The 24917-nt window shown below is 51.7% G+C and carries 19 protein-coding genes and 1 tRNA gene; 12 read left to right on the top strand and 8 right to left on the bottom strand.

The genetic code is table 11. From position 1 onward, the window contains the following. Nucleotides 1-175 precede the first annotated feature (175 nt). From PLD04_11100 to PLD04_11125, 6 genes are all read left to right on the top strand, one after another. Entirely contained in the window at nucleotides 176-823 is a 648-nt protein-coding gene (locus tag PLD04_11100; protein HXK68883.1) for a hypothetical protein, read from the top strand. Nucleotides 824-1524: 701 nt separating this feature from the next. Next, nucleotides 1525-3030 (top strand): Do family serine endopeptidase, encoded by a 1506-nt coding sequence (locus PLD04_11105; protein HXK68884.1) that lies wholly within the window; start codon nucleotides 1525-1527, stop codon nucleotides 3028-3030. Further along, entirely contained in the window at nucleotides 3023-4381 is a 1359-nt protein-coding gene (locus PLD04_11110; protein HXK68885.1) for a sigma-54 dependent transcriptional regulator, read from the top strand. Before PLD04_11105 ends, PLD04_11110 begins: the two co-directional genes overlap by 8 nt. Then, complete coding sequence (gene pyrE / locus PLD04_11115; GenBank protein ID HXK68886.1) at nucleotides 4378-4941, top strand: orotate phosphoribosyltransferase; 564 nt, start codon at nucleotides 4378-4380, stop codon at nucleotides 4939-4941. The genes PLD04_11110 and pyrE overlap by 4 nt, the downstream gene beginning before the upstream one ends. Continuing rightward, nucleotides 4883-5494, top strand: a complete 612-nt coding sequence (locus tag PLD04_11120; protein ID HXK68887.1) for a non-canonical purine NTP pyrophosphatase — start codon at nucleotides 4883-4885, stop codon at nucleotides 5492-5494. The genes pyrE and PLD04_11120 overlap by 59 nt, the downstream gene beginning before the upstream one ends. A gap of 9 nt (nucleotides 5495-5503) precedes the next feature. After that, nucleotides 5504-6991: a hypothetical protein gene (locus tag PLD04_11125; GenBank protein ID HXK68888.1), complete on the top strand. Its 1488-nt coding sequence runs from the start codon at nucleotides 5504-5506 to the stop codon at nucleotides 6989-6991. 34 nt (nucleotides 6992-7025) lie between these two features. Here PLD04_11125 and PLD04_11130 read toward each other — a convergent pair whose 3' ends face one another. Next, nucleotides 7026-8498: an ABC transporter substrate-binding protein gene (locus PLD04_11130; GenBank protein ID HXK68889.1), complete on the bottom strand. Its 1473-nt coding sequence runs from the start codon at nucleotides 8496-8498 to the stop codon at nucleotides 7026-7028. Between the two features lie 195 nt (nucleotides 8499-8693). Here PLD04_11130 and PLD04_11135 point away from each other — a divergent pair, with 195 nt between their 5' ends. Next, the gene (locus tag PLD04_11135) at nucleotides 8694-11444 is read left to right on the top strand and encodes a DUF2817 domain-containing protein (protein HXK68890.1); all 2751 of its coding nucleotides are present in this window, start codon (nucleotides 8694-8696) and stop codon (nucleotides 11442-11444) included. 4 nt (nucleotides 11445-11448) lie between these two features. On the opposite strand, the gene PLD04_11140 is transcribed toward PLD04_11135, so the two are convergent. Further along, nucleotides 11449-13680 carry a SulP family inorganic anion transporter gene (locus PLD04_11140; GenBank protein ID HXK68891.1) on the bottom strand — a complete coding sequence of 744 codons (2232 nt, stop codon included), beginning with the start codon at nucleotides 13678-13680 and terminating at the stop codon, nucleotides 11449-11451. 265 nt (nucleotides 13681-13945) lie between these two features. Between PLD04_11140 and PLD04_11145 the strand changes: the two genes are divergently transcribed. From PLD04_11145 to PLD04_11160, 4 genes are all read left to right on the top strand, one after another. Continuing rightward, nucleotides 13946-15190 carry a sensor histidine kinase gene (locus PLD04_11145; protein ID HXK68892.1) on the top strand — a complete coding sequence of 415 codons (1245 nt, stop codon included), beginning with the start codon at nucleotides 13946-13948 and terminating at the stop codon, nucleotides 15188-15190. After that, nucleotides 15187-15834, top strand: a complete 648-nt coding sequence (locus PLD04_11150) for a response regulator transcription factor (GenBank protein HXK68893.1) — start codon at nucleotides 15187-15189, stop codon at nucleotides 15832-15834. Before PLD04_11145 ends, PLD04_11150 begins: the two co-directional genes overlap by 4 nt. Nucleotides 15835-15977: 143 nt before the next feature. Further along, nucleotides 15978-17192, top strand: coding sequence for an ammonium transporter (locus tag PLD04_11155; GenBank protein ID HXK68894.1), 1215 nt, complete (start codon nucleotides 15978-15980; stop codon nucleotides 17190-17192). Between the two features lie 24 nt (nucleotides 17193-17216). Further along, the gene (locus PLD04_11160) at nucleotides 17217-18020 is read left to right on the top strand and encodes a hypothetical protein (GenBank protein ID HXK68895.1); all 804 of its coding nucleotides are present in this window, start codon (nucleotides 17217-17219) and stop codon (nucleotides 18018-18020) included. Nucleotides 18021-19028: 1008 nt separating this feature from the next. Here PLD04_11160 and PLD04_11165 read toward each other — a convergent pair. The 6 genes from PLD04_11165 to PLD04_11190 all read right to left on the bottom strand — a co-directional run bounded on the left by PLD04_11165 (nucleotide 19029) and on the right by PLD04_11190 (nucleotide 23832). Continuing rightward, nucleotides 19029-19102, bottom strand: a tRNA-Arg gene (locus tag PLD04_11165). 36 nt (nucleotides 19103-19138) lie between these two features. Then, complete coding sequence (locus PLD04_11170; protein HXK68896.1) at nucleotides 19139-19264, bottom strand: hypothetical protein; 126 nt, start codon at nucleotides 19262-19264, stop codon at nucleotides 19139-19141. Next, nucleotides 19264-20025 carry a 3',5'-cyclic-nucleotide phosphodiesterase gene (locus tag PLD04_11175; protein HXK68897.1) on the bottom strand — a complete coding sequence of 254 codons (762 nt, stop codon included), beginning with the start codon at nucleotides 20023-20025 and terminating at the stop codon, nucleotides 19264-19266. The genes PLD04_11170 and PLD04_11175 overlap by 1 nt, the downstream gene beginning before the upstream one ends. Nucleotides 20026-20028: 3 nt before the next feature. Then, the gene (locus PLD04_11180) at nucleotides 20029-22857 is read right to left on the bottom strand and encodes a hypothetical protein (GenBank protein HXK68898.1); all 2829 of its coding nucleotides are present in this window, start codon (nucleotides 22855-22857) and stop codon (nucleotides 20029-20031) included. Between the two features lie 2 nt (nucleotides 22858-22859). Continuing rightward, a complete protein-coding gene (locus PLD04_11185; GenBank protein HXK68899.1) occupies nucleotides 22860-23543 on the bottom strand; it encodes a hypothetical protein in 684 nt (227 codons plus the stop codon). Next, nucleotides 23494-23832: a tetratricopeptide repeat protein gene (locus tag PLD04_11190; GenBank protein ID HXK68900.1), complete on the bottom strand. Its 339-nt coding sequence runs from the start codon at nucleotides 23830-23832 to the stop codon at nucleotides 23494-23496. The genes PLD04_11185 and PLD04_11190 overlap by 50 nt, the downstream gene beginning before the upstream one ends. Before the next feature lie 23 nt (nucleotides 23833-23855). Between PLD04_11190 and dprA the strand changes: the two genes are divergently transcribed. Beyond that, nucleotides 23856-24908 (top strand): DNA-processing protein DprA, encoded by a 1053-nt coding sequence (dprA, locus tag PLD04_11195; protein HXK68901.1) that lies wholly within the window; start codon nucleotides 23856-23858, stop codon nucleotides 24906-24908. Nucleotides 24909-24917: the final 9 nt, after the last annotated feature.

Raw genomic sequence — 24917 nt, forward strand, 5'->3', positions numbered from 1 at the left:
AAACCGGGAAGAAAGAAGCTGAAAAAGGAGAAATAGGTATTGTGTCCCCAGATAATATAAAAGTGGAATTTGATTTGGGTGGATTATTTGGTGAGGAATCGACAGAGGGTGAAGAGATGTTTAGTAAAATGCATCATATTACCACTGAGTCAGAGAATACAATTACCATAAAGTGATGATAAAACACAAGGACAGAATGATGACCATAAAGATATTTGTAACAATTCTTGTTCCATTTGTTATAGCCATGTCATTTATCATGTATTTTATTATCAATAGTATTATCTGTGACATGAGAATCGAACATGCATCTAAAACATATGACAGTGGAGGAAAAGAAATTCTTATTAAATATGTTAAAGAAGGCAATTTCATGGTCTATGATGTAGCATTAAACAAACTGGAACTTCAAGCTGACAAAGACGTTTCAATTGATATTTCTAATATTATGGTTGACATTAAAGGATATAAGCTTGAGGAATTGTTATATTCAATAGAACACTTTAACGATAAAAGAACAATACCTATGCTTGTAAAAAAACATAAAGAGTATGAGAACAGTAATGATGTAGACGATATTAATATGGCCTTATTGATTGACCAGATTATTCTTCCAATTCAAGGGCTAAATGTGGAGTTAGCAAAGAATATGATTCACAGTTATTCTGTTCCAAGATGTGGTTTTTTAGAAATCATCTTTAAAGACGGATCGATAAAGTGTTTCATTGACGATCAAGAAATTACGAAACAAGAGTATGAAAAAAGATTGGAAGACGGCTTATCGCCTTGTGAAGAACAAACAGAAGAAGAAAATGTAACATAAGAGCCTTTGGTTTTCGGTTTAATCGTGCTTCCTGTTCTTATTGAATACCCACCGCAACACACGCAAAAGGAAGGTGCTGTCCTCGGGTTTCAGCCCTGCGGGCTTCCACAGCCTGCGGGCAGCACCACGAGTTTCCCCATTTTGCGTCGCTTAGCGCTTTGGGGCGCGGGGCGGACGGGGAAGCCGGGGCGCATGAGGCATGCCAGCAGGGACCCAATTTCCCTTCTCTGTCATGCCTCCTGCAAAAACCCCTGTCCGATAAGGGCTCCTTATCCGACCTTCCCCTGCCCCTGTGCGCCCCTCCGCGGCCTTCGGCTTTACATAATCGAAGACTATGTAAACACGCACCGATTCCCCCTCCCTGAACATAAGGGGCCTGCCCGGGCAGGCCCCTTTAGATCCCCTGAAGATCGAGTGACATGATACCTTTTTCTCGTTGAAGGAATTTTGAAAAACAGGGTAGATGTTGAAAAGAGGTGAATATGTTTTGTGACCTCGAATTTGACGGCCGCCCCGTTAGAGTAAGTTTATCACGACAGCGAAACATGTATCGGTTGAAGGTAAAGTATAGAATCGTATTTTCCTGGATCAACGATTTGTAAACGTTTTTTGTTTTACTCCCGTATGGATAAGGAGACACCTTTCGTCTCAACAGTTTGTAGACCATCATGATTGTTAGAACTTAGTTTCAGGAGGAAACCATGTATCAGACATCATCGTTTAAATCTGTCTCCCTGGTCGTACTGATGGTCGCTTCGATCGTCTTCGGTATGATCCTGGCAGGTGTCCTGGATCTGGGAAGCAACGGAAACGCCGAGCCCACCCCCCAGCAGACATTGACGCAGCCACCGTCAGGGGTTAACAACCTGGCCGACGTTGCGGATATTGTTTCTCCCGCCGTTGTGGCCATCACGTCGACTCAGATCCGCAAAAATCAACCCCACTCCTTCATGGATCCGGATATCTTTCGATGGTTTTTTGGGCCTCAGCAAGACCCCCGTTATGAAGGGGAACCCGAGGAAGAAGACAAGGTCCAGGCGGGCGGATCCGGATTTATCATCTCTCCGGACGGCTACATCGTCACCAACAACCACGTCATAGAAGATGCCGATGAAGTAGAAGTCACACTCAACGAAGAGGGCGCCGATCCCATTAAGGCAGAGGTCATTGGAGCCGATCCCGCTACCGATCTGGCCCTTCTTAAGATTAAGGCGGATAAAAACCTCCCCTACCTGGTCCTCGGAGACTCCGATTCCCTCCGCGTTGGTGAATGGGTCATGGCGGCGGGTTATCCCCTACGTTATGGCTATACGGTCACTGTGGGGGTGGTAAGCGCCAAGGGAAAGAGAATCGGCATTACCGACACCTCGTTCGAAAACTTCATTCAGACCGATGCTGCGATCAACTTCGGCAATTCCGGCGGCCCCCTCCTTAACTCGCATGGACAGGTCGTCGGCATCAACACAGCCATCGCCGCGCGGGGCCAGAACATCGGTTTCGCTGTCCCGGTCAGCCAGTTCAAAAGGATTGAAGCCCAATTGAAAAAGCATGGGAAAGTCGTCCGAGGTTATCTTGGCGTCCGAATTCGGGATGTGGATCACGATATCCAGGAAGCCTTCCGTCTGAAGGAACGTAAAGGTGCCTTCGTGGAACAGGTGGAATCCGGTACACCGGCAGAAGAAGCCGGCGTGAAGCATGGCGATGTCATTCTCAAGGTGGACGAGATCGAGGTCAAAAAGACCACCGACCTGATCAACTATGTGTCTTCCATGGAGCCTGACTCCACGGTAACACTTACCGTTTGGCGGGATGGAAAGACCAGGACACTGAAAGCCAAACTGTCCGAGCGGTCTTCGGATGAAAGCAAAGCTGAAGAAGAGAAACCATCCAAAGGTTCTTCCTCGACGCAGGAGAAGCTGGGCATCACGGTGCGTCAGCTCACACCGGAGCTCCGGCGCTACTATCGGCTGGACGAAGACGTGACCGGCCTGCTGATCACCAATGTAAAGCGTGTCTCTCCTGCGGCAGACGAAGGTCTTCGCCAGGGGGATGTCATCCTCGAGATTAACGGTGAACCTGCAGAAAAAGCAGAAGACCTTGAGAAGGTGATCCAGGACACGAAGAAGGGTGACCTTGTGAACCTCTACATGTTGAGGCCGGGCAGGCAAGCCATCTCATTCTTTGCTATTATCAGGATCGATGAATGAACCCGGCCGAATTCTTGTCGTAGATGATGAACGCGCGATTCGCAAAGCCGTACGCAGGCTTTTAGAGTCGGACGGTCACATCATTGATGAAGCTTCTTCGGGGGCGGAAGCGGTCGAAAGGGCCACTTCCGCCCCATTTTCCTGCATCATCATGGACCTGAAAATGCCCGGGATGGACGGAAGAGAAACCTTTGCCACCCTGAGAGAAGAAGGAATCGAGACGCCCATCATCATCCTGACCGGCCATGGCGATGTGCCGACTGCCGTGGATTTCCTGCGCCGTGGAGCCGTGGATTTCATTGAGAAACCCCCTTCTCTGGAACGATTACGGATTGCTGTCCACAATGCGCTTCGAACCAAGGCCCTGACAGATACGATCGCACAGGCCCGCCCCCTGGACAATCTCCGGTATAGAATTATCGGTTCATCCTCGTCCATGAATCAGCTCAGGGAGACCATAGGCACCATTGCTCCGACACGGGCACCGGTTCTGATCACGGGAGAAAGCGGCACCGGGAAGGAGCTTGTCGCCCGAGCCATTCATCGTGGATCGTCATCCCGTCAGGAAACTTTTATCCGGGTTAACTGTGCCGCCATTCCCGACGATTTAATCGAGTCCGAGCTCTTCGGACATGAAAAGGGATCCTTTACGGGCGCCACTTCCCGTCAGCTTGGGAAATTCATCCTGGCCGATGGCGGTACGATCTTTCTCGATGAAATCGGGGACATGTCGTTACGCGCCCAGGCAAAAGTCCTGAGAGTTCTTGAAGCCTCCGAGGTGGAACCTCTGGGGAGTGGAACCACGATTCGAGTTACCGTCCGGGTCCTCGCAGCGACCAACAAGGATCTCGGCGAAGAAATGGCGAGAAATACGTTTCGAGAAGATCTCTTTTTCCGTCTGAACGTGGTTCCTGTTTCCGTTCCCTCTCTGGATGAACACCGGGAGGATATCCCGGACCTTATCGAACATTTCTGCAATCTTTTCGCCATGGAATACAACCTCCCTCCCCGCGGATTTTCCCGGGACGCCGTAAATGAACTGTCCCGGCGGGTCTGGAAAGGAAACATTCGCGAGCTGAAGAATTATGTGGAGCGATGCCTGATCCTTCATCCGCGGGGAACGATCGAGAAGGAAGATCTTCCGAATGGAGAGACGCCCCTTCAGGAGGTAACTCCCTCTTTGCACCTTACATGGAAGGAATATCGAAGAGAATCGGAAAAAGCGTATCTTTTGGCTCAGCTGAAAGCCAATGACTGGAATGTGGCAGAAACATGCCGCACCATCCAGATCCCGCGCAGCCATCTCTATCGTCTAATGGAATCTTACAAAATCGAAAGGGACGACCCATGACCTCTGAAATCCAATCTCTGCTTCTTCAATCCGGAGCCCTGCTTGAGGGACACTTCATCCTGTCTTCCGGAAAACATTCCTCCAACTATCTGCAATGTGCCGTCATGCTTCAGCACCCCGAATTCGCGACCCGGGCAGGTCTCCTTCTGGGAGATCTTCTCCAGCCCTACAATCTGGATCTCGTCATTTCTCCCGCCATCGGCGGTATTGTGATCGGTCAGGAAGTCGGGCGCGCTCTCGGGAAACGGGCCATCTTTGCGGAGCGGGAAAAAGGTGTCATGACTCTTCGGCGTGGATTTCTGATTCAACCCGGAGACAGGGTTGGCATCGTTGAAGACGTTGTGACAACGGGAGGCAGTGTAAAAGAAGTGATCAAAGCCGTATCGGAGGCCGGTGGAGTTCCGGCCGTCGTCGGGAGCCTGGTCTTTCGAACGAAAGAATCTCCATTCACCGTTCCCTATGAATACCTCTGGCAGGTCATTTTCCCCGTATACGATCAGGATGAATGCCCCCTCTGCGCCAAAGGATCTCAGGCTGTCAAACCGGGGAGCCGTTCCTGACGTGATCTGGACTCTTGTCACGGGAAATTTCGAAAAGCTGGCAGAAATTCAATCCATTATTTCGTTTCCCATAATTCATGAATCCTGTGATCTTGATGAAGTTCAGAGCTTAGACCTCCGCGAAATCGTCAAATTTAAAGTCCGTAAAGCTTACGAAATCCTCCACAAACCCGTCATGGTAGAGGATGTTGGACTGCACCTGGAGGGTTACGGAGGATTCCCCGGCCCACTTGTCCGATGGATTCTGAAAGCATCCGGTTCATCCGCTCTTTGCCGCATGGCAGATGGATGTGGAAATCGAGTGGCGAGAGCTACCTGCATAGTGGGTGCAACCGAGGGATCCACGACTTTACTGGCTGAGGGAACGGTACGGGGTACGGTCACAGAGAATCCCAGAGGAAAAAATGCATTTGGATGGGACGATATATTTATCCCGGAAAATTCCATCCATACTTATGCTGAAATCCCGCGGGAAAAGAAAAATTCGGATTCCCACAGGACCCGCGCCTGGCGAACGATGGAAACAATGCTCAGGGACCGCGGCATGGTATAATTCGCCTATATGGCTATTGAAGATATCCAACGCCATCATCGACGTTTTCTAAAGGTATCTGACAAATTCAAGGCCCTGTGGACCTTTCACCAGATGCTCCAGGCAATCTATCGCCACTACTTTGATCGTCCCCTTCCCTACTCCATTCAGTTCAAAGAACTTTATGACACAATTCGGGGACTTCCGCCGCTATTTCAGGGGCTTCCGCCGGCAGCCCTTGAAAAGCGTTTTGAAGAGATCCATAAATCGGTCGAAGAGAATTTCAATACCGTTCAGGATGCCGACAGCAGAATTGAACCCTCCCATATCCGTCAATTTTTTGAGCAGAGGCTTAACGTTGATGATCAGGATAAGATCCTGTACCAGATCATCAAATTTTACCTCTATGGTCAGAAGATTGACGGCAACATTCGGGACAAGCTGGATTACCTGATCACTCATCTTTCCAGCCAGTATTCTGAGTCGGAGAAAAAATTCATTCTCCGGGACCGCAACCATCTCAAGGAAATCTTTGAAAAGCTCATGGCCGTCGGAGACTTTCCTGAAGTCGACAGTCAACTCAAGTCAGAGTACATCAGCCTGTTGCAGGAATTAAGGCAGGAAGTTCTCACCTGTAAATCTCTTGAAGATTTTGTGCTTTCCGGAATTTTAAAGGCCATCCGGGGACTGAAGGCCCGCATGGGCGGTGCGTTCCTCCATCCTGACATCCTGCTGAAGGTTGCAGAACTCAATGTGGCGACGAAAAACCAGTACACGGAAATTTATCGCAAAGAGGAGAAAAATCTCCTTGAAGATACGACAAGGATCAAGCGAATGACGGAATCGGGGATCATCTCCTCCCCTGACCTCATGGAAAAGGTCTCGGAAATTGAACGTCTTCAGAGTGTTCTCTTTGCGGGCTCTCAGCAGCGTGAAGTAAAAATCGAACATCTGGCTGAATTCAAAAATAATGTAAAGCGGATCCTTGAGGAACTGGACACCAAGTTCACCTTTGATTTAAGTGAAGATCTGGTTCCCCCCGCTCCCTATCATCCGGAACCGAGTGATTCCTACGATGAAGAAGCGGCGATTGCGACCCTCTGCCTTCTGGGCAGAGATCAGAAGATGGCCACGGGATTTTTTCTGGAAGAGTTTGAATTTCAGGCCCTCAAAGCTTACGAACTGCTGCACAATCTGGAACTCCTGCAGGAAAAGGATCGCCTTATCCTCAAGGGAGCCATTGTACGCTACCATATTGATCTCTACGTTGCCGATCTGCTGGAAGCAAGGAAAAAACAAGCCATTGTGGACAAGCACCTCATGGGAAAGACGCAGATGATCATCGATCGCGGGCAGGACCTCGAGAAACAGATCGTATGGCTTCTGGATGAAGCCCTCTTCCAGGGCAACTCAAGTGAGGTTCAGGTATTGAGCCGAGCCAAATACAGGCTGGCAAGAAGTCTTTCCGGACTCTGGCTTCTCTACGACTCTCTAGCGAACGAAGTCCATAAGGCGTAATAAAGCAATCCATCTCCCCGGAACAGAAGGTCTCTCAACTCCCGTTTTTGCTTACATTCCAGAGAATCATATGGTTCGACGGATGGACATGATAGCCCTGTACACTCTTGGACCAGGCTGCACTCTGAGCTCCCCAGAAGAGGGGGACCAGGGGAACACCATTTCCCATGCGCCCCAGAGCGTCATCCATGGCCTTCTTGAAGGGAAATCCCTTTGATACGCGCGCGGTCTGGATCAGCCTGTCAAACTGCGGGTCAGACCAGCGCGGAAGATTCTGCAGACCGATGTAGTTCGAGTGGAAGTTTGCCGCAAGAAATTCAACGGGATCGGAAGAGTCTCCAATCCATCCCGAGAGACAGAGATCAAAATCACCGGCACGAAGTCGGGTGAAGAAATTGTCCGGATCATTCACAATCCGAATGGTAAATCCAATATTTTCAAGAGATTCCTTTACGGCCTTTGCGATTCCCGCGGGATCCGGCATGTAAGGACGTGGAGCCCAGGTCTGAAGGAGAACCATGGGTTTCGAAAGAGAAGCACCTGACTTCGTCAGGAGATCTTTTGCCTGGGTGGGATTATAGGATTTCGGGTGTCCCTGCGTCTTGAAGATGGGCGGAGGAAGGAAGGTCGTGGCGGGAGCGCCGGTCCCCCCCGGGAAAAAGGTGCGGGTCAGCTCGACAACATTGATCGAATGGGCCACTGCTTCACGCACCTCCTTACGTTCAAAGGGGCTGTGCGACGTATTCATGGCCAGAAATCCAACGTTATTTCCAAGGGAACTCTTTACGGTCACGTTATCCGCTTTCCGCAAAGCGGGTATGGAATCTCCGGAAAGCCATTCCGCAAGATCGATCTTTCCTGCAATCATGTCATTTACAAGGGCATTCTCATTGGGATAAACGATGAACATAACTTCCGGCGCCTTCACTTTGCCGCCCCACCATGAAGGATTCGGGGTCAGGCTGATGCTCTTACCGCTCTGCCACGTTCCAAACTTGAAGGGACCCGTTCCAATCGCTTTCGAGCCATTGCCGATCATGGACGGATGAATCACCGATTTGCTCGGATGGGCAAGAATATCGTTAAATTTCGCGTTTCCTTCCTTCAGAGAAAAAACGACGTTCATCTCTCCATCCCTTGAGACCTCAATGGGAAAGTTGGGAACATCCATAAATGACTTCACCACGATATCCGCGGTCAGAGGTGTGCCGTCATGAAAGGTCACGCCGGGGCGCAGGGTGTACGTCCACTTCGTGAAATCCTCACTGGAGGTCCATGAGAGAGCCAGGCCGGGGATGATGTCGAAGGTTTCATCGGCATATCGGACAAGCGTGTCAAAGACATTCCCTAAGACTGTGGAGGTAATCGTATCCAACGACTGGTGAGGATTGGTCGCGTTAATGTCATGCTGAATTCCGACGCGCAGGGTGCCAGAAGCGGATGTCGGAGCCTGAGCAAGCAGGGATAGACTGAGCATCGTACCGATCATGAAGGAAAAAAGTTTCACGCAATACCTCCCGTCAAAAAATATCTTCCCTGGAAAGGATTCACAAAATACAGATGGAAGATAATTCAGTGTATCACAGGAACGGGAGGCTGTCGGGCTATCCCCATTCCCTGAGCCCTGTGGTATAGTGATGGAGAGGGCCCCAAACGTCCCCGGAACACGATAAGAAATTGCGTTTTGCCATCCGGAGGGATTTTGAATACATCATATCTTCGACAATATATCCCGATCATCCTGGCGGTTCTGATTCATCTCTGCACTGCTGTCTCTGTACCGGCAGACACCTACGACACCCATACGCTGATTCAGATTGATACCACGGCACCTTTCACGATTTCTTTTCTGCAGGAATCCCGGTTTGACATTGTGAATGCGGGGAAAGGCTGGGTGAAAGCACTGCTGTCCGACGAAGAACTTCGAGTTCTCGAGGATGCAGGAATTCCTTACTCCATTCTCTACGAGGAAATGGCAGCAGATCGTGAAAATTTCGCCTCCCCCGACGACTGCGGAGTGATCTCGTGGCCCTGCTACTACACAGCCTCGACCTTCAACACCGTTAACCCGCCTTCCGGAAGCCTCATGGAGCATCTCCTGAGCCTTCATACAACTTACTCCGACATCACAAGGCTCTACAACCTGGGGCCGACTCAGGATGGAGCCTACGATATTCTCGCAATCAAGGTCACTGACAACCCCGACGCCGAAGAGGCCGAGCCGGAAATCCGGCTCTATGGGGATATCCACGGCGACGAAGTGTCCGGGCTCATGGTCACCTGCGACGTCCTGGACTGGATCCTGACAAACTATTCCTCGAATACCGATGCCCAGAAGCTGGTCGACGAGGCGGAGCTCTGGTTTATCCCGATGGGAAATCCCTACGGACGGTCCCATAACACCCGGTACAACAGCCGCAACGTGGATCTGAACAGGAACTTCTGGGGACCCAACGGGAATGAGGATTGTGAACCCTATACAAATCCCTGTCAGCCCTTTACGGAGAAAGAGACCCAGGCCATTCGCGACCTCACCGAGGTCATGGGAAAACGTTTTGTGACTTCGATCTCCTTCCACGGCGGAGCCGCCTGCTTCAACTCGGTCTATAACTACACTTCCTCCCCCACCTCCGACGAACCGATTTTCTTCGAATCACGAACCGGGGGCCCTTTGGGGGAAGCCGATCCCTCTCCATACGGCCTGGCTCAGGCCTACATGGACGGTTGTACCGCCCCCGGCTTCTGGTACACAAACGGCGCCGACTGGTACGTCACGCGGGGTGACACGAATGACTGGTCCTACAACCTCTGGTCCGATCTGGATACGACCCTGGAACTGACGACCACCAAATGGCCGGACCCTTCTGAAATCCCGTCCTTCACTGCACAACATCGCCAGGCCGTGCTGAACTATATGCTCAAGACCTTCCAGGGAGTCAGCGGAACCATGACCGACGCCCTCTCCGGAACCCCCCTGGACGGGACCGTGACGGCGACCTGCACGGCTTCCTCTTCCACATATGTGACCGTTCCTCATGAGTACAAGAGTGTACTCACCGATCCCGATGTCGGTGATTTTCACCGGGTCCTGGAGCCGGGAACCTATACGGTCAGGTGTGAAGCACCGGGGTATATTTCTGTAACCCGGACAGGAGTCGTAGTCACGGCCGATACATCCACAACGATATCCTGCGAAATGCCGGTCCTCGTGGAAGTCCAGAGCCATACCTTCTTCGATGCCTGCTCAGGTACCGGCTCAGGGGGAGATGATGTTCTCGACCCCGGGGAAGAGGCGGCCATCACCCTCACTCTATCGAACGGTGGTCCCTATGAGATCACCGGCGTGCAGGTGACGGCGGCTACCGGATCAGAATACGTAGACATTCTGCAATCCATCACGACGGCCGCGCCCATTCCGGCCGGCGGCACAGCTGAAACCCAGGCTCCTTCCATCACGATTCAGGTTTCCCCCTCCACACCGTGCGGAACCCCGGTGATTCTGGACCTTCTCATTGAAGCGGATCAGGGAACCTGGACCGACACCGTGACCCTGGTTATCGGGGATATTACACAGGGGTCGGGATTTTTTCTGGAAGAGACCTTTGACGTTTCCACTGCGCCCCCGGACCTTCCCCCAGGATGGTCTCAGGAAGATGTAAACAAGAATGCAGGAAATTGGAGTACAGCAACGTCGACTCAAAATCCGTCGGGACAGGCACCCCATTCCAATCCGAACCTGGTCTATTTCAATGCCTATTCAGCCACCCAGGGCAGTACAACACGTCTTTTTAAAACTACACCGCTTTCCCTTACAGGAATCACGTCCACCTCCCTGACATGGTGGATGTACCACGACACTGAATTGTCAGGCAGTGATGATCGGATTCAGCCCCAGGTATCCCTGGACGGCACTTCATGGATCGACGTGGGAATTCCTATATCCAGATATGATTCCACCACGGGTTGGAAGTATCACACTGTCTCTCTGAACGCGTATGCAGGCCAGTCGGTTTACATCGGAATCCTGGGAATCAGCGCATGGGGCAATGATATCCATCTGGACGACATCCAGGTCACCTATGAAGCACCTTCCAGCTGTGAATTCACGCTGTGCGAAAGCGGCCCTCCGGGAGAGACGGCATCTACGACCGAAACGGCGTTGATCTGGGATACATCCACTATCCTTTCCTGGGGTGCCAACCCATTTGCGGACACCTACACGGTCTACCGGGGAATAGGGTCGGATCTGCCTCATCTTCTGGACAGTGAACTGGATTCCTGCACTTGTGCTTCAGGAATCTCAGGGAAATCTCTTTCCGGTGTCGATGAAGTCCCTGCTGCAGGATCACTCTTCTGGTATCTGGTTACCGGCACAAACAGTCAGGGAGAGGGTTCAGCCGGCGAGGCCACATCAGGAGAGCGTGAACTCAACACCTCCGGTCCCTGCACGTAACGGGTCAGCGCTCCTCGATCATCCGCAGTTCCATATCGGTATGGCGGAGCCGCTCCGCCATCTGAACCGCGAGACGATTAAAGAGTACATGTCCAAGTGCGGGAGCATTCTCCTGAAGATTCTCAAAGGCTGTTCTCGAAAGGATGAAGAAATCGGAGGCCACTTTGGCCTCGGCATCGGCGGAACGGGTCATGCGGTCCAGGAAGGAGAGCTCTCCAAAATAGTCCCCTCTCCCAATCGTGGCTAAATGGTGACGCCTTCCGCCCTCCAGCGGCAGAAGGATCCGTATGCTCCCCTTTCGGACAAAGTAGATTTCGTCTCCGCTGTCCCCGCAGGAAAAGATCCGCCCGCCTTCTGGAACATGCTCTTCTCGAACACAGGCGGAAAGGGTATTCAGCACATCGGGGCTGAGACTGCGGAATAAGTCGATTTCTCCGAGGGTCAGAAGAGTTTCATCGTCCTCAGGTGCGGCGCCCTCCTGTTCCAGAATGCGATTCTCGATCCACTCCAGGGCCCCATCCAGCGTATCGGAAACCATGACTCCCCCACCCTTCCGGACCACTCCCAGGCCGGCCAGATATCGTTCAAAGTCCCTTTCGTCCAGAAGACCGCTAGGCATTCCGCTCAGAAGGAGCTGACCGCCCCTTTCAAACAGGCGTTCCTGCAGCTGTTCCAGTAGGTGGGCGGCCGTAAAATCCATCGATTGAACCCGCCGCATATCCAGAAGAATATAATCCCGCTTTTTCAGATCTTCGTCGAGTTGAGTCAACAGCTGGTCCGTGGTGCCAAAAAAGAGATTTCCCTGCAGTTCGCAAAAGACACCCTGGTCTCCCTTCGCTTTCAAGATGGCTCTCTGATGTGCCAGCCTGCGGGTCTTTGAAGAGAACTGATTGAGGTAATGCTTCCTTCGAATGACAGAACCCCGGATCTGATCCCGGAGAAACAGAAGAACGGCCAGGGCGATGCCGACACCCGTGGCCACGATGAGATCCACCGCAACCGCAACAAGAACGACCGAAATAATAACAGCAAAATCGAGTCTCCCGTTCCGGCTTTTCAAAAGCTTGACCTGCCTCCAGTCGATCATTCTCCACGCAACAATCAGCAGAACGCCGGCCAGAGCGCCGATGGGAACCCATGCGACCAGGGAGCCCAGAGCAAAGAAGACCGCCACAACCAGCACTCCCTGGACAAGCCCCGACCGAAAGGTACGCCCGCCGCTGGTGACATTGACCAGGGTCGGCCCCATGGTACCGGCGCCCGGCATTCCTCCGATCAGACCGGCAATGAAGTTTCCCATACCCTGCCCCAGGAGCTCACGATCGGAATGATGACGGCCCCGTGTCAGGGCATCAAGGACGACACAGGTTTTGAGCGTATCGATTGACAAAAGGACGGAAAGGGTCAGGGCAGGGATCATGACATGAGACACCAGATGAGGGTCGACCGAGAAAAGAGAGGCCGCATGATGGGCCACGGCACCAAGAAAAGACCCGGATGTCTCAATCGGACCGATGATGAGAGGGTTGTCACGGAGATTTCTCAGGGCAGGATCACCCATCGCCAGAATGCCGTAGGCTCCCATCCCGCCGGCCAGACCGACAATTGTTGCGGGAACCTTCCGGATCACCCTGGGGGCCAGAACCGTAACCCCCATCGTAACGAGACCAACGAGAAGGCTTTGCCATACCCAGTCCGAAGGTCGAATCAAACCATGAAGGAGAGGAACGCCCTCTTCTAAACCCAGGAGCTTGGGGATTTGACTGAGGGCGATCAGAACGCCGACTCCAGATAGATATCCGCTGACGACCTGAAAGGGAACAAATTTAATCAGCCGGCCTCCCCCGATCGCACCGTAGACGACCTGAAGCACAGAAGCCAGAATTGCGGTAACGGCAATAAGGGGAAGAATTTCATCGGGTTGAAACGCACGCCCTGTCGCGCCGGCCAGAAGACTGGCCACCATGGCAGAGAGAACGGCCGCGGAAGGCGCGCACGGGGCGGCAATCAGCCCTCCTGTCCGACCGATCCAGGGCGTGACCAGGCCCAGAGCAATCGAGCCCAGGATCCCCGCCAGGGCTCCCATCCCGGCATACTGGGGCCCCATCACCGAAAAAATCAGAACTCCGAAGGCGATGGCGGAGGGCAGGGCTACCAGCATCGCGGCGAAACCGCCCCACAGGTCCCCCGACAGGGAAGGAGGAGCAATCGAAGCCGTCGTTGTCTTTGTCGTCATGGAAACAACCATCCGCATCCCGCAGATTTCATAGGATTACCTCTCGCCATTTTCAGGTCTCCAGGAATGAATCCCTGCTGAAATCCTAACCGAGATCATAAGATTCGTCAATTCCACAGAAGTGTTCGCTGCTCAACTTTCTGCATTCTCCTCCCTGTATCCTTCCAGAAAGTCCTTAATGTATTAGATTTACGCCTCCTGTATCTCAGTTATTGGAACAGAATCGCTTTGAAATATGGTTTGCCAAAGTATAATCTACAGTGCGATGCCAACTCCTGATTCTTCAGTTCATGGTTCCGGTTCCTTCCATCAGGCCGAAAAGGATCTTCTCCTCTGGGCCTTAACGGAAAGGGTGAAAGAACTGACCGCGCTTCATGCCGTAGCGCGTCTTCTCCACAACCATGACAGAAAACCCGCGGAACTGTTGCAGGAGATCGTTATGCAAATTCCTCCGGCCTGGCAATACCCGGAAATTACAGCTGCCCACATCTCCGTTGGTGAAGTGGAAGTGTTCACACCCTCGTTTAAAAAAACTCCCTGGATGCAGACGGAAACGTTTAGAACGCGCAACGGCCGATCCGGACGGATTGAGGTGGCTTACCTGGAAGAAAAACCGCCTGCATCCGATGGTTCGTTTCTTGACGAAGAGTCGGCCCTGATCCAATCACTGGCCCAGATGCTCCAATCTTACTTTGAACGTTATGAGGCAGAGGAGGATCTCAGACATTCTAATGCGCAGCTGGAGCACAAAATCCGGGAGCGCACGACAGAACTCAGCCAGACAAATGCGGCACTGCTGGAAGAAATTGCAGAAAGACAAAGAGTGGAAGAAAACAACCGCCGCCTTGCATCTCAGCTTGCCCTGGCGGAGGAACGGGAAAAACGTGCCATAGCCTCAAATCTGCACGATCACATCGGGCAGGCACTCGCAATTTTGAAAGGAAGACTGACCCGGCTTCAATCCAATGCCATGTTCACCGGAATGGAAGCGGACCTTGAAGAATCGAGATCGCTCCTGGACAAAATCATTCAGGCGACACGGACATTAACATTTGAGATCAGCCCTCCTGTACTTTATGATCTCGGGTTGGAGGCAGCCCTGGAATGGCTTTCCAAGCAGTTCAGGCAGAAACATGGGTTAATAATCAAGATTACATCAGCAGGATTTTCCCAGCCTTTACAAGATGACTTGAAAATAACCCTATTTCGTTCTGTTCAGGAACTACTGATCAATGTATCCAAGCATGCCCAGGCAAGCCTCGTCAAGATTCAGCTCCAGTGGGACAAGGACCTTCTTCGTATGACGGTAACTGATGACGGTGTGGGAATTGAGCCGCAACAGATTGCGGCCAACCGCTTTAGAGACAGTGGATTTGGACTATTCAGTATCCGTGAAAGAATGGTAGCACTGGGAGGAAACCTGGATATTCTCAGGGGTGAGAAGAATGGATCTATCTTTATCCTCTCCATTCCTCTCTCCCCGGTCACACGTGAGGAGGAATTCAAATGACCCTTCGTATACTCCTTGCAGACGATCACAAGATTGTTCTGGACGGTCTGACGAGCATGCTTGAAAAATCGTCATCGGTCTCAACTGTGAAACAGGCACTGGATGGACTGGCCGCTGTGAAGATGGCTGAAGAATTCTCACCTGATATTGCAATTATTGATATATCCATGCCCGGTATGAATGGAATTGAAGTCACCCGAAGAATCCTTGCCATTCATCCGGAGACAAAGATCATCATCCTTTCCATGCATGCAGACGGACGGTATATTTCCGCGGCCCTGAAAGAAGGAGCCATGGGCTACCTCCTGAAAGAGTCAGCTTTTGATGAACTCACCGAAGCCATCCGGTCCGTCGTAAGAGGACAGGTTTTCTTAAGCACTGCAATTACGGATACGGTTGTTAAGGATTACCTTCGCTATCTCGTTCAGGAAAAAGCCTCTGTCTTTTCCGTTTTGAGTGCCCGGGAACGGGAAATCCTCCAGATGATTTCTGAAGGAATATCGACGAAACAAATTGCAAAAGAGCTTGATGTATCTGTAAAAACAGTGGAAACGCACCGCAAAAACATCATGGACAAACTGGACATCCATTCAATCGCCGAATTGACCAAGTATGCTATACGGGAAGGCATCACCTCCCTGTAAGAGAAACCCTTACCTGCCTCGAATCCTTACGCCTCCTAAGATAATTCGAATCGAGTATTACCGTTTCCCCTGATTGTGCAAGCCCTTTAACGATGGTAACTTTGTGATGGTTTTCACTATTAAGCAAAAAGGGGGGCTTAATTATGTTTGACACGGGCAATACGGGATTTATGCTTGTAGCTACCAGCCTTGTCATGCTCATGACACCGGGGCTGGCTTTCTTTTACGGAGGTCTCGTCGGCCGAAAGAACGTCCTGGCGATCATGATCCAGAGTTTTGTTTCCATGGGCTGGACATCCGTACTCTGGTTCATTTGCGGATATTCCCTATGTTTCTCTGGAGATGTCGGTGGGATTATTGGGAATCTGAACATGGCCTTTCTACATGGAGTAGACCCCATGGCCGTGTTATCTGCTTCCAACAATATTCCTCTGCTTGTCTTTGTCGCCTATCAAATGATGTTTGCCATTATTACACCGGCACTGATTACCGGGGCGTTCACAAACCGAATACGATTTTCCGCCTATCTCTTCTTTTTGACCGTCTGGCTTCTCTTTGTCTATTTTCCAGCCGTTCATATGATCTGGGGGGGTGGAATCCTCCAGCAGTGGGGAGTTCTGGACTTCGCCGGCGGTATCGTCGTACATGCGATTGCCGGGATGGCGGCCCTTGCCTCGGTATTCTTCGTTGGCAAAAGAAAAACCATAGAAAAGGGCCCTCACAGTATTCCGCTCGTAGCACTGGGCACAGGGCTTCTCTGGTTTGGATGGTATGGCTTTAACGCAGGAAGTGAACTTGCGGTAGACCAGATCACGGCTCTGGCTTTCGTCAATACCGACATTGCAGCTTCATTTGCTGCCATCACATGGCTGATCCTGGCCTGGGTTCTTGAGAAAAAACCGAAATTCCTCGGACTTCTCACAGGTTCAATTGCGGGTCTGGCAACGATCACACCCGCCGCCGGGTTTGTAACGGTACCCACGGCAGTGCTCATCGGGATCATCGCCGGTATCGTCTGCTACGGAGCCATAACCCTGAAAAACAAGATGGGCTGGGACGATGCACTGGATGTCTGGGGGGTGCACGGCGTGGGAGGTACCCTGGGCATTATCCTGCTGGGCCTCTTCGCCACAACAACTGTTAACGCTGCAGGAGCGGACGGCCTCTTCTACGGCAACTCGACGTTCTTCGTCAAACAGCTGGTTGCGGTAGTAGGATTCAGCCTGTATGCTTTTATCTTCACCTACATCGCTCTCGTTGTGATCGATAAAATTACGCCGGTCAGAATTTCGAAGGAAGAAGAAGATCTTGGCCTCGATGCCGTGCTCCACGGCGAAGAAGCCTATCTTCATGACTGATAACAGAAAGGTTGCGTAAAAACCATGAAATTGTTCAAGACAATCGCAATTTTCATCCTCTGTTTTTCCAGTATATCCATGGTGGCAGATGACCTGGAGTTCACGGGCAGCGCATCGATAAACCTGTTCAATCGATATATCTTTCGCGGATATGAGCTTGGAGAAGATAATGGGGTTATCCAGACTTCTCTGGAACTCAATGTCGGAAGCCTCAGTTTTGCCTACTGGGGAAACATCGACACAGAAGAAGAAGCAACCGTCTCCTTTGCTCCGGACAGTCCGGGACACAAGAGCTTCAACGAGTCGGATATCAGCGTGAGCTATTCTCACTCATTTGGAAAAGTATCCATGACCGCAGGATGGGTCTATTACGCTACAAAATACGCGGACGAAACCCAGGAACTCTGGATGGGACTATCCTACGATGTATGGGGCACACCCACGTTGACCGTATACCGTGATATCGACGCCTATCCCTCGTCGTACCTGAACTTCTCCCTTAGCCACTCCGTTCCCATCAGCAAGCAGGTCACGCTTGACCTGGGAGCCTCTGCAGGGTATGTCATCGGCGGCGGTGACTATTGGAACACCTACGATCCAGACACAGAAGAATACACGGGAGATCAATATGCCGGCCTGCACGACGGAATGCTGTCGCTGGGACTGACGGTTCCGCTTTCCCAGAGGCTAAGCCTCCAGCCCGTGGTTCAATACTTCTTTCCCCTGTCCAAAGATGCCGAACGTGTCGTGAACGGATCCTCCTTCAACCCCAACGGGTACCTGGACGACACCCTTCTTTACGGAGCCACCGTCTCCTTTTCCTTCTGATACGAGACAATTATTTGATCTTTACGTCCCCTCCCCGAGGGGACGTTTTTTTTATTTGTATATTGGGATTTGTTATAAGGCACTGGGTGGGGGCTGAGAGGATTTAATCCGATTGGACCCAAGATAACCTACCCCTGAGGACGGACCGATTCCTCTTTCATTACCTTCTCTTGAGGTCGACGAGAGTGGCTGTGCGGAGGATGTCAATCCTCCAATATTCAATTTACCAACGTTTGGGAGGTTGATTCAGAGATGAGCTTGCCGAGCCGTAGCCATTTAGTGTGTACCCGCCTTCGCTTAATAAAGCTTCGGCGTGGCAGCCTTCTCCGCTTGATAAATCTGCGCGGCGAAGGCTGGTGGGGCTGAGAGGATTTGATCCGCCGTCGCTCGACGAGCTATGGCGGGACAGGCGCGAGTGTACCCCAGATAAGTAATCCCTGGAGCGCGGACCGATTCCTCTTTCACACCCGTCTCTTGAGGTCGACGAGGGAGGTGGTGCGGGGGAAGTCAATCCTCTGTCACTTCATTTGCCAACGTGCAGGTGGTTGAGGGAAAAGTGGTAGCTCGGATGTGAGTGGGGCTGAGAGGATTCGATCCGATTGAACCCCAAATAATCCACCCATGAGGACGGACCGATTCCTCTTTTATTACCGTCTCTTGAGGTCGGCGAGAGTGGTAGTGCGGGGGATGTCAATACTCCAATGTTCAAATTATCAATGTTTGGGAGGTTGTGGAAGGAATGACAACTCGGCAGCACAGTGGGGCTGAGAGGATTTGACGCGAGTGTACCCCAGATAAGTAATCCATGGAGCGCGGCGAGGTGGAGCGGGTGCGGGAAGCCATCCGAGTGTACCCCAGATAAGTAATCCCTGGAGCGCGGACCGAATTCCCTTTCACACCCGTCTCTTGAGGTCGGCGAGAGTGGTAGTGCGGGGGATGTCAATCCTCCAATGTTCAAATTATCAATGTTTGGGAGGTTGTGGAAGGAATGACAACTCGGCAGTACAGTGGGGCTGAGAGGATTCGAACCTCCGACCTACGGATTAGGAATCCGTTGCTCTATCCTACTGAGCTACAACCCCATGGGAGCCCTAGTGTAGTCCGAAGACGTTCCCGCGTCAACTCCCGAAGGAGAGAATACGCAGCAGTAAACGGTTCAACACATAGAGGAGAAATAGGGCGACAAGGATAAAAAGGATCATGAAGGAACGCATGAGAATGACCCAGCGGGGTGGTCGGACCATCAGAAAGTGTAGGTCTTGTCCTGAATGAGATAATGAATCCTGGGATCCCCCAGGGCGTCGATCTCCTTCATCATCTTTTTAATATAGGGCGGTTTGAGATGGTAGAGGTAGACGGGAACATCCTTTTTCAGTTTTTTCAGCTCTTCCTTCAGCATGGATGGCGTAAAGTGCTTGCTGAGAATCGCAACTTTTTCCAGGGAATTATCAAACGATGTTTCAATGATGACGGCTTTCAGATCGGGATGGGCGTTGGCAACTTCCCAGATTCTTTCAGTAGGACCGGTATCTGACGTATAAATTACCCCTCTGCCCTCGTCTTCCACCAGGTACCCGACCGTGGGAACGATATGGTTCACAGGAATCGGAGTAAAGGTCAGACCGTCCACTGTGAAGGGGACTTCTCTCTGTACTTCCTTGAACTGGATCGACGGGACGCGCCGATCGGGAATCTTCGTAAAATCCGGCCAGGTATCGTTATTGAAGATGGATTTCCGGATCATGATGGTGCTCTCTTTGATGCAGTGAATCGTAAGCGCTTCGGATGATGCTCCGAACACGTTCTCCACAAGAAAGGGAAGAGCACAGATGTGATCCATGTGGGCATGGGAGATGACAATATTCCGAATTCTCCTCTGAGCTTCCACGGGGAGCCCGCGCGTAAGGCTTCCAGCATCCAGTGCCGTGGTCGAATTGATCACGAAACAGGTCATTCGGTGTTGCGGACTGTCCCCCCCATATGCGCCAACGATGTGCCATTCCATTCGCTAGAAGCTCCTTCCAATCCAGAATGACGTCTCCGTCCCCGAAAGGGATTCTTTCAAGTCCCATTTTCGTGCAAAGTCCCAGTGCCAGTCAAGCCCCAGGAGTTGGGCGGAGAAGCCGAACCCATAGGAAGCAACGCCATCCTTCATGCGTCCATCCTGGATAAACTGGAAGGGTTCATCGTCAAACCAGGCCCCCCCCATGTCAAGAAACACCCTTCCGCGGATGCCCCGGAGCTCCATAAAGGGGAATCGAAGGATGTCGATTATGGGAAATCGGACCTCGAGATTGGAATAGACCATATTGGTGCCGAAAAACTCCCGAAAATCAAAGCCCCTTAGAGTATCCAGACCTCCAAAGGTGTAGATTCCCGGCTGTTCTCCCCCACTTCTCGCTCCTACCAGGCGGTATGCGATGAGGGATCGGCGACCGAATGGAATATATTGTCGAAAATCGATTTCGAGATTGTACGTTTTTGGGGTGCCGCTCATTTGAGGCGCAACGGTGTAGGCCAATTGATACCGCCGACCCGCGTAGGGGCCAAAAGACTGCCATACTGTTGAATCCCCGTTAAACGAGGTCGAGAGGTAGGCAAAATCATCGGCGTAATCGTAGGTTGTATAGGTGTAGTTCCCAAACTGATCCTGTGAGAATACGGGATACTCAATGGATCGGCTCATGTACCCCAGCCCGAAGGTACCCCTGTGGGTAAAGTTAAACGGATACTGGAAAAAGGCTGTTGCTCCTGTGTACCGCTGGAATCGTTCCCTGTCGTAATCACGTCCCTGATCCGCATAATAATTGTAGGTCAGGTAGTACGTGCGGTAGTCATAGGCCGTCAGCCCCCACTGGAGTCGTTTCTTCAGGTTGTAATAGGAAACCGACGTATTTGTGTAGGTGCTTACCGATTCCATGTTGATCCAGAGATGGCGGTTTCCCAGCATGTCCGAGAGGCGGATATACGAATAGGTCATAAAGCGTTGGTCGGTATTGACTCCCACCTGCACGCTGGCGTCTTCAAATTGAAGTTTGAATTTTGGACTTTTTTCCACGGCCTCAGGGTCAACGGGAACTTCAATCAGCGGCTTGTATGGTTCCGCTCTTGTTTCCTCTTCGGGAGCAACCTCCTCTAAGGTACGGATGACTTCGGGATCTTCCTGATAGAAGAGCTCAAATTGTCCCTGAAAATACCCAGTAAAAATGAGATAGGGCTTTCCCTTGGCTGTCTTATGAATTGCCGGAGAAAAACACCCCGAAACGGCATTCGTCAGTTGTTCCACCTTTCCCGTGGCGATTTCCATCCGATAGATGTTCAGGATGTCATCGGGATCCCAGGCATAGTAGATCCACTCCCCGGAAGGATCAAATTGCGGGGAAATGTGTCGGCCCGGGCTGAAGGTAATCTGCTTCCTCGATTGTGGATTTTCAAGATCCATCGTAAAAAGCTGAATGTCAATGCCGATCTCCTGGGAAAAGACAAGAGTCTTCCCGTCGGGGCTGAACGCAGGCGCCGCGCTGAAGGCAGAATCGTTGGTCAGATTAGTCAGGGTTTCCGATTCAATATCGTACTGAAAGATATTGGACGAGACCTCTCCCCATGCATCAAAGACAATTTTCTTTCCATCCGGAGAAAAGGCCGGGCTACGCTCCTGGGCCAAATTATCAAAGGATATTCTTCGCTGCTTGCGTGTAAAGAGATCGAGGATAACCAGTTCTCTCCCCTTCCCGCGCCGGACAAAGAAGGCCACTTCGTTTCCGCTGTTGGAAAAAGCTACATCCTTGCCCAGCTCGGGTCCTACGGTAAGAAAGGAGGCGATCATATACTCATAATCGTTCACATAACCCGGCGTCAGATTTTTGATGATTTCCTTTCCGTCTGCGGAAAGAAGAATGACGTCCACATCCTGCTTGGGATTTCCCACAGCGACGATGAGGTCCCCCGATGGTGAAAATGAAGGGGAAAGTAACTGAATCAAATGGCGTTCCCGGGTGAGAAACGGTTTTCCGAATTCGTGGGGTTCTCCGGTATCGATCAAAACCGGCAGGTACTTTTTCCGCAAATAGGTTCGAAATTTCATGTCGAATTCTTCGGGTGCAATATCGAAGGCCCGACGGATCGATTTTTCCATGCTTCGGGATATGTTGGAGCGATATTCATAAAAGAAGCTTCGAAGTCCCTCTTCCCCCCAGGTATCCTCAATAAAGTTAAAGGCCGCGTGGCCGAAACGGTATGCGAAGTATCCGCCGATGCCGCGCGTGGTAATGGAAGGAATTCTATCGTTGACGGCGGCATCCCGGAGGACCATCTTTGCGAAGGCATCTTCATCATCCGCCATGTAGGAAGCCATTCCTTCAACAAACCACTGGGGCGGCTGATTGAAGATATTCTTACCTACGCTACCCTGGAAAAAGTAAACGAACTGAAAAATATGGGTCAGTTCATGAAGAATCAGTTTCTGAAGCTTGTCGTCCGGAAGGTCGATGGGAAGGACCATGCGGTTTCGAATCGGCTCGGCGAAGGCCCCCACACCTTCCGGGATAAAATTCAACAGGACGTTGGTCTGTTCGAATTCAGCATGGGTCCTGTAAAAGATCAGAGGGACCTTCTTTTCCATACGGTAATTGAATTTCCGCGCCAGGGTTTCATACGCGGTTTCCGCCATGGAAGCAATCTTGGGGAGGGCATCGGCCTCGGCCGAATAATGATAAAGATCGAAGTGCTGCGTCGAATAGATCTGCCATTCAAAGGTGTCGTAAGTGATCTTGTTTTTTCCAAAGGGGAAGAGCGTCAGTGCGGAAAAGAGAATAACAAGAGTAAGGGTCTTTTTCATGGTCAGAATCCAAAAAGGTATCGGCGCTGCTTCGCCTTGTGGGGGACAAAGAGGTTCAGAATCGATTCTTCCATCGGGTAGATCGTTTCAAAGAACCCCTGCAGCTGATCGTAATTTCTCGCTTCTACATCCATAAAGGTCTTCAGGGGAAGCTCCTTCACCACGGTCCCCTCCGCGTCAATGACGTAGAGCAAAATTTCAAGAGCAAGACCGGTTTTCTCCACAAGGATCTGACGCAGGTAGGTCCGTTTATCATAGGCGCTCACGAATTCCTCGGTTTCATAGTTGGAACGGTCTTCCACGCGGAAATCGACGGTTCCGGAAAGGGCGTATTTCGCGTTGTAACCGGTGATTGTCTCCTTCCAGAATTCGGTATCGGCTTTGAGTCGATCCAGATTGGCCGAAGGAAGGACGATGGCCCGATCCACGACAATGTCAAATTTTTTCTTTCGGAGTAATTTGGCAAGATAGTCGGTCAGCTCAAGCTGAACATCGATCACGGTTTTGGGTTTCTCATCGCTTTGCGCCAGAGCAAGCACAAAGGGAGCGATAAGGATGCGGTCCCCCTCTTCGATCGAAACCGCCGCTTTGGCGGGCAGACGCAGATCCACCCTGTGGGTGGATCCCATAAGAGCGCTACTCAGAATCAGGCAGCTGACTATCAACAAACTGTCGAGTCGCTTCATAGTTCTTTCTCACGGTCTTGTCGCGGGGATTTAGGTTCAGGGCTTTCTCATAGAGTTCCAGGGCTTCGTCATAATCTCCCCTGATTTCTGCTGCGATGGCCAGGTTGTTATAAAGACGGAAGTCGTCGGGTGAGAGTTCCAGAGCCTGTCTCCAACGGAATTCGGCTTCCCTCCACAGTCCTTCCTTTGCCATCTCCGTCCCGAAACCGGCAATCTGTTTGGCCTGGGACGATGCAGTTGAACACGCTGAAAGTCCAACAAGGATCAGAAGAATGATCAGCCTGCGCATAATGGTAATGATAAACTACCTCCATGATGTTTTACAAGAAAGACCGCCGGAAGTTTCTTGAAACGGTCCTCACAAGCCGGGCCTTTCCGGATCGATGTTCATCCATCCTCTCCAGAACCCGCGATCCAGAACAGATTATTTCACTCCTGCAATCGGAGACAGATTCATCTCTCCAACAAAGATCCCACCGGGTTCTGAATGACCTTGATTCAGGGCGCTATCACGTTCTAATCCTGGGTGAACCCGCTTACCCGGAATCTCTGGCCCGGATATCTGACCCGCCCCTTCTTCTTTTTCTCCGCGGGACCTTTCCGGAACGGGATCTTACCCTTGCCGTCGTGGGCGGAAGAAAAGCAAGTCCATACGGACTCCAGGCAGCAGCTGCCATTTCCGCCGATCTGGGAAGGAGCGGGATTCACATCGTCAGCGGTCTGGCGCGGGGCATCGATGGGGCGGCCCACCGTGCGGTTCTGGAAGTCGAAGGCGTGACTACTGCCGTTCTCGGATCGGGCCTGGATCGACTCTATCCTCTTGAGCATGGAAAACTGGCAGAGGCAATTCTGGACACCGGAGGAGCCATTCTTTCGGAGTATCCTCCCGGCACGCCTCCCCTGCCCCACCATTTTCCCCGGAGAAACCGGATTATTGCAGGCCTCAGCCGGGGGGTTATCGTGATCGAAGCGGGCCTCCGAAGCGGATCCCTGATCACAGCGCGGCTTGCGGTCGAGGAAAACCGGGATGTGTTCGTGGTTCCGGGATCCATCTTCCAGCCTTCCTTTGCGGGATCCCACCGCCTCCTGAGAGAGGGGGCAATCCTTGTCACCGGATCTGCGGACATCCTTGAAGAATACGATTTCACTCCTTCCCAGAAAACAGAGGACAGGGAAATCCACCTCGGCGAGGAAGAGTGGACGGTTTACTCCCTTCTGGATCCCGCCGTCCCCCGCCATCCCGATGAGCTGAAAGAAGCCTGTTCTTTAACGACCCCGCAGATCGGGCAGGTTCTGCTTGAAATGGAGCTGAAGGGTGTGGTGATCCAGGTCCCGGGTGGCCTCTTTCTGAAAAAGGTGATATAACAGTCCCTC

Source organism: Thermoanaerobaculia bacterium (assembly GCA_035593605.1).
Classification (GTDB): Bacteria; Acidobacteriota; Thermoanaerobaculia; order UBA2201; family DAOSWS01; genus DAOSWS01.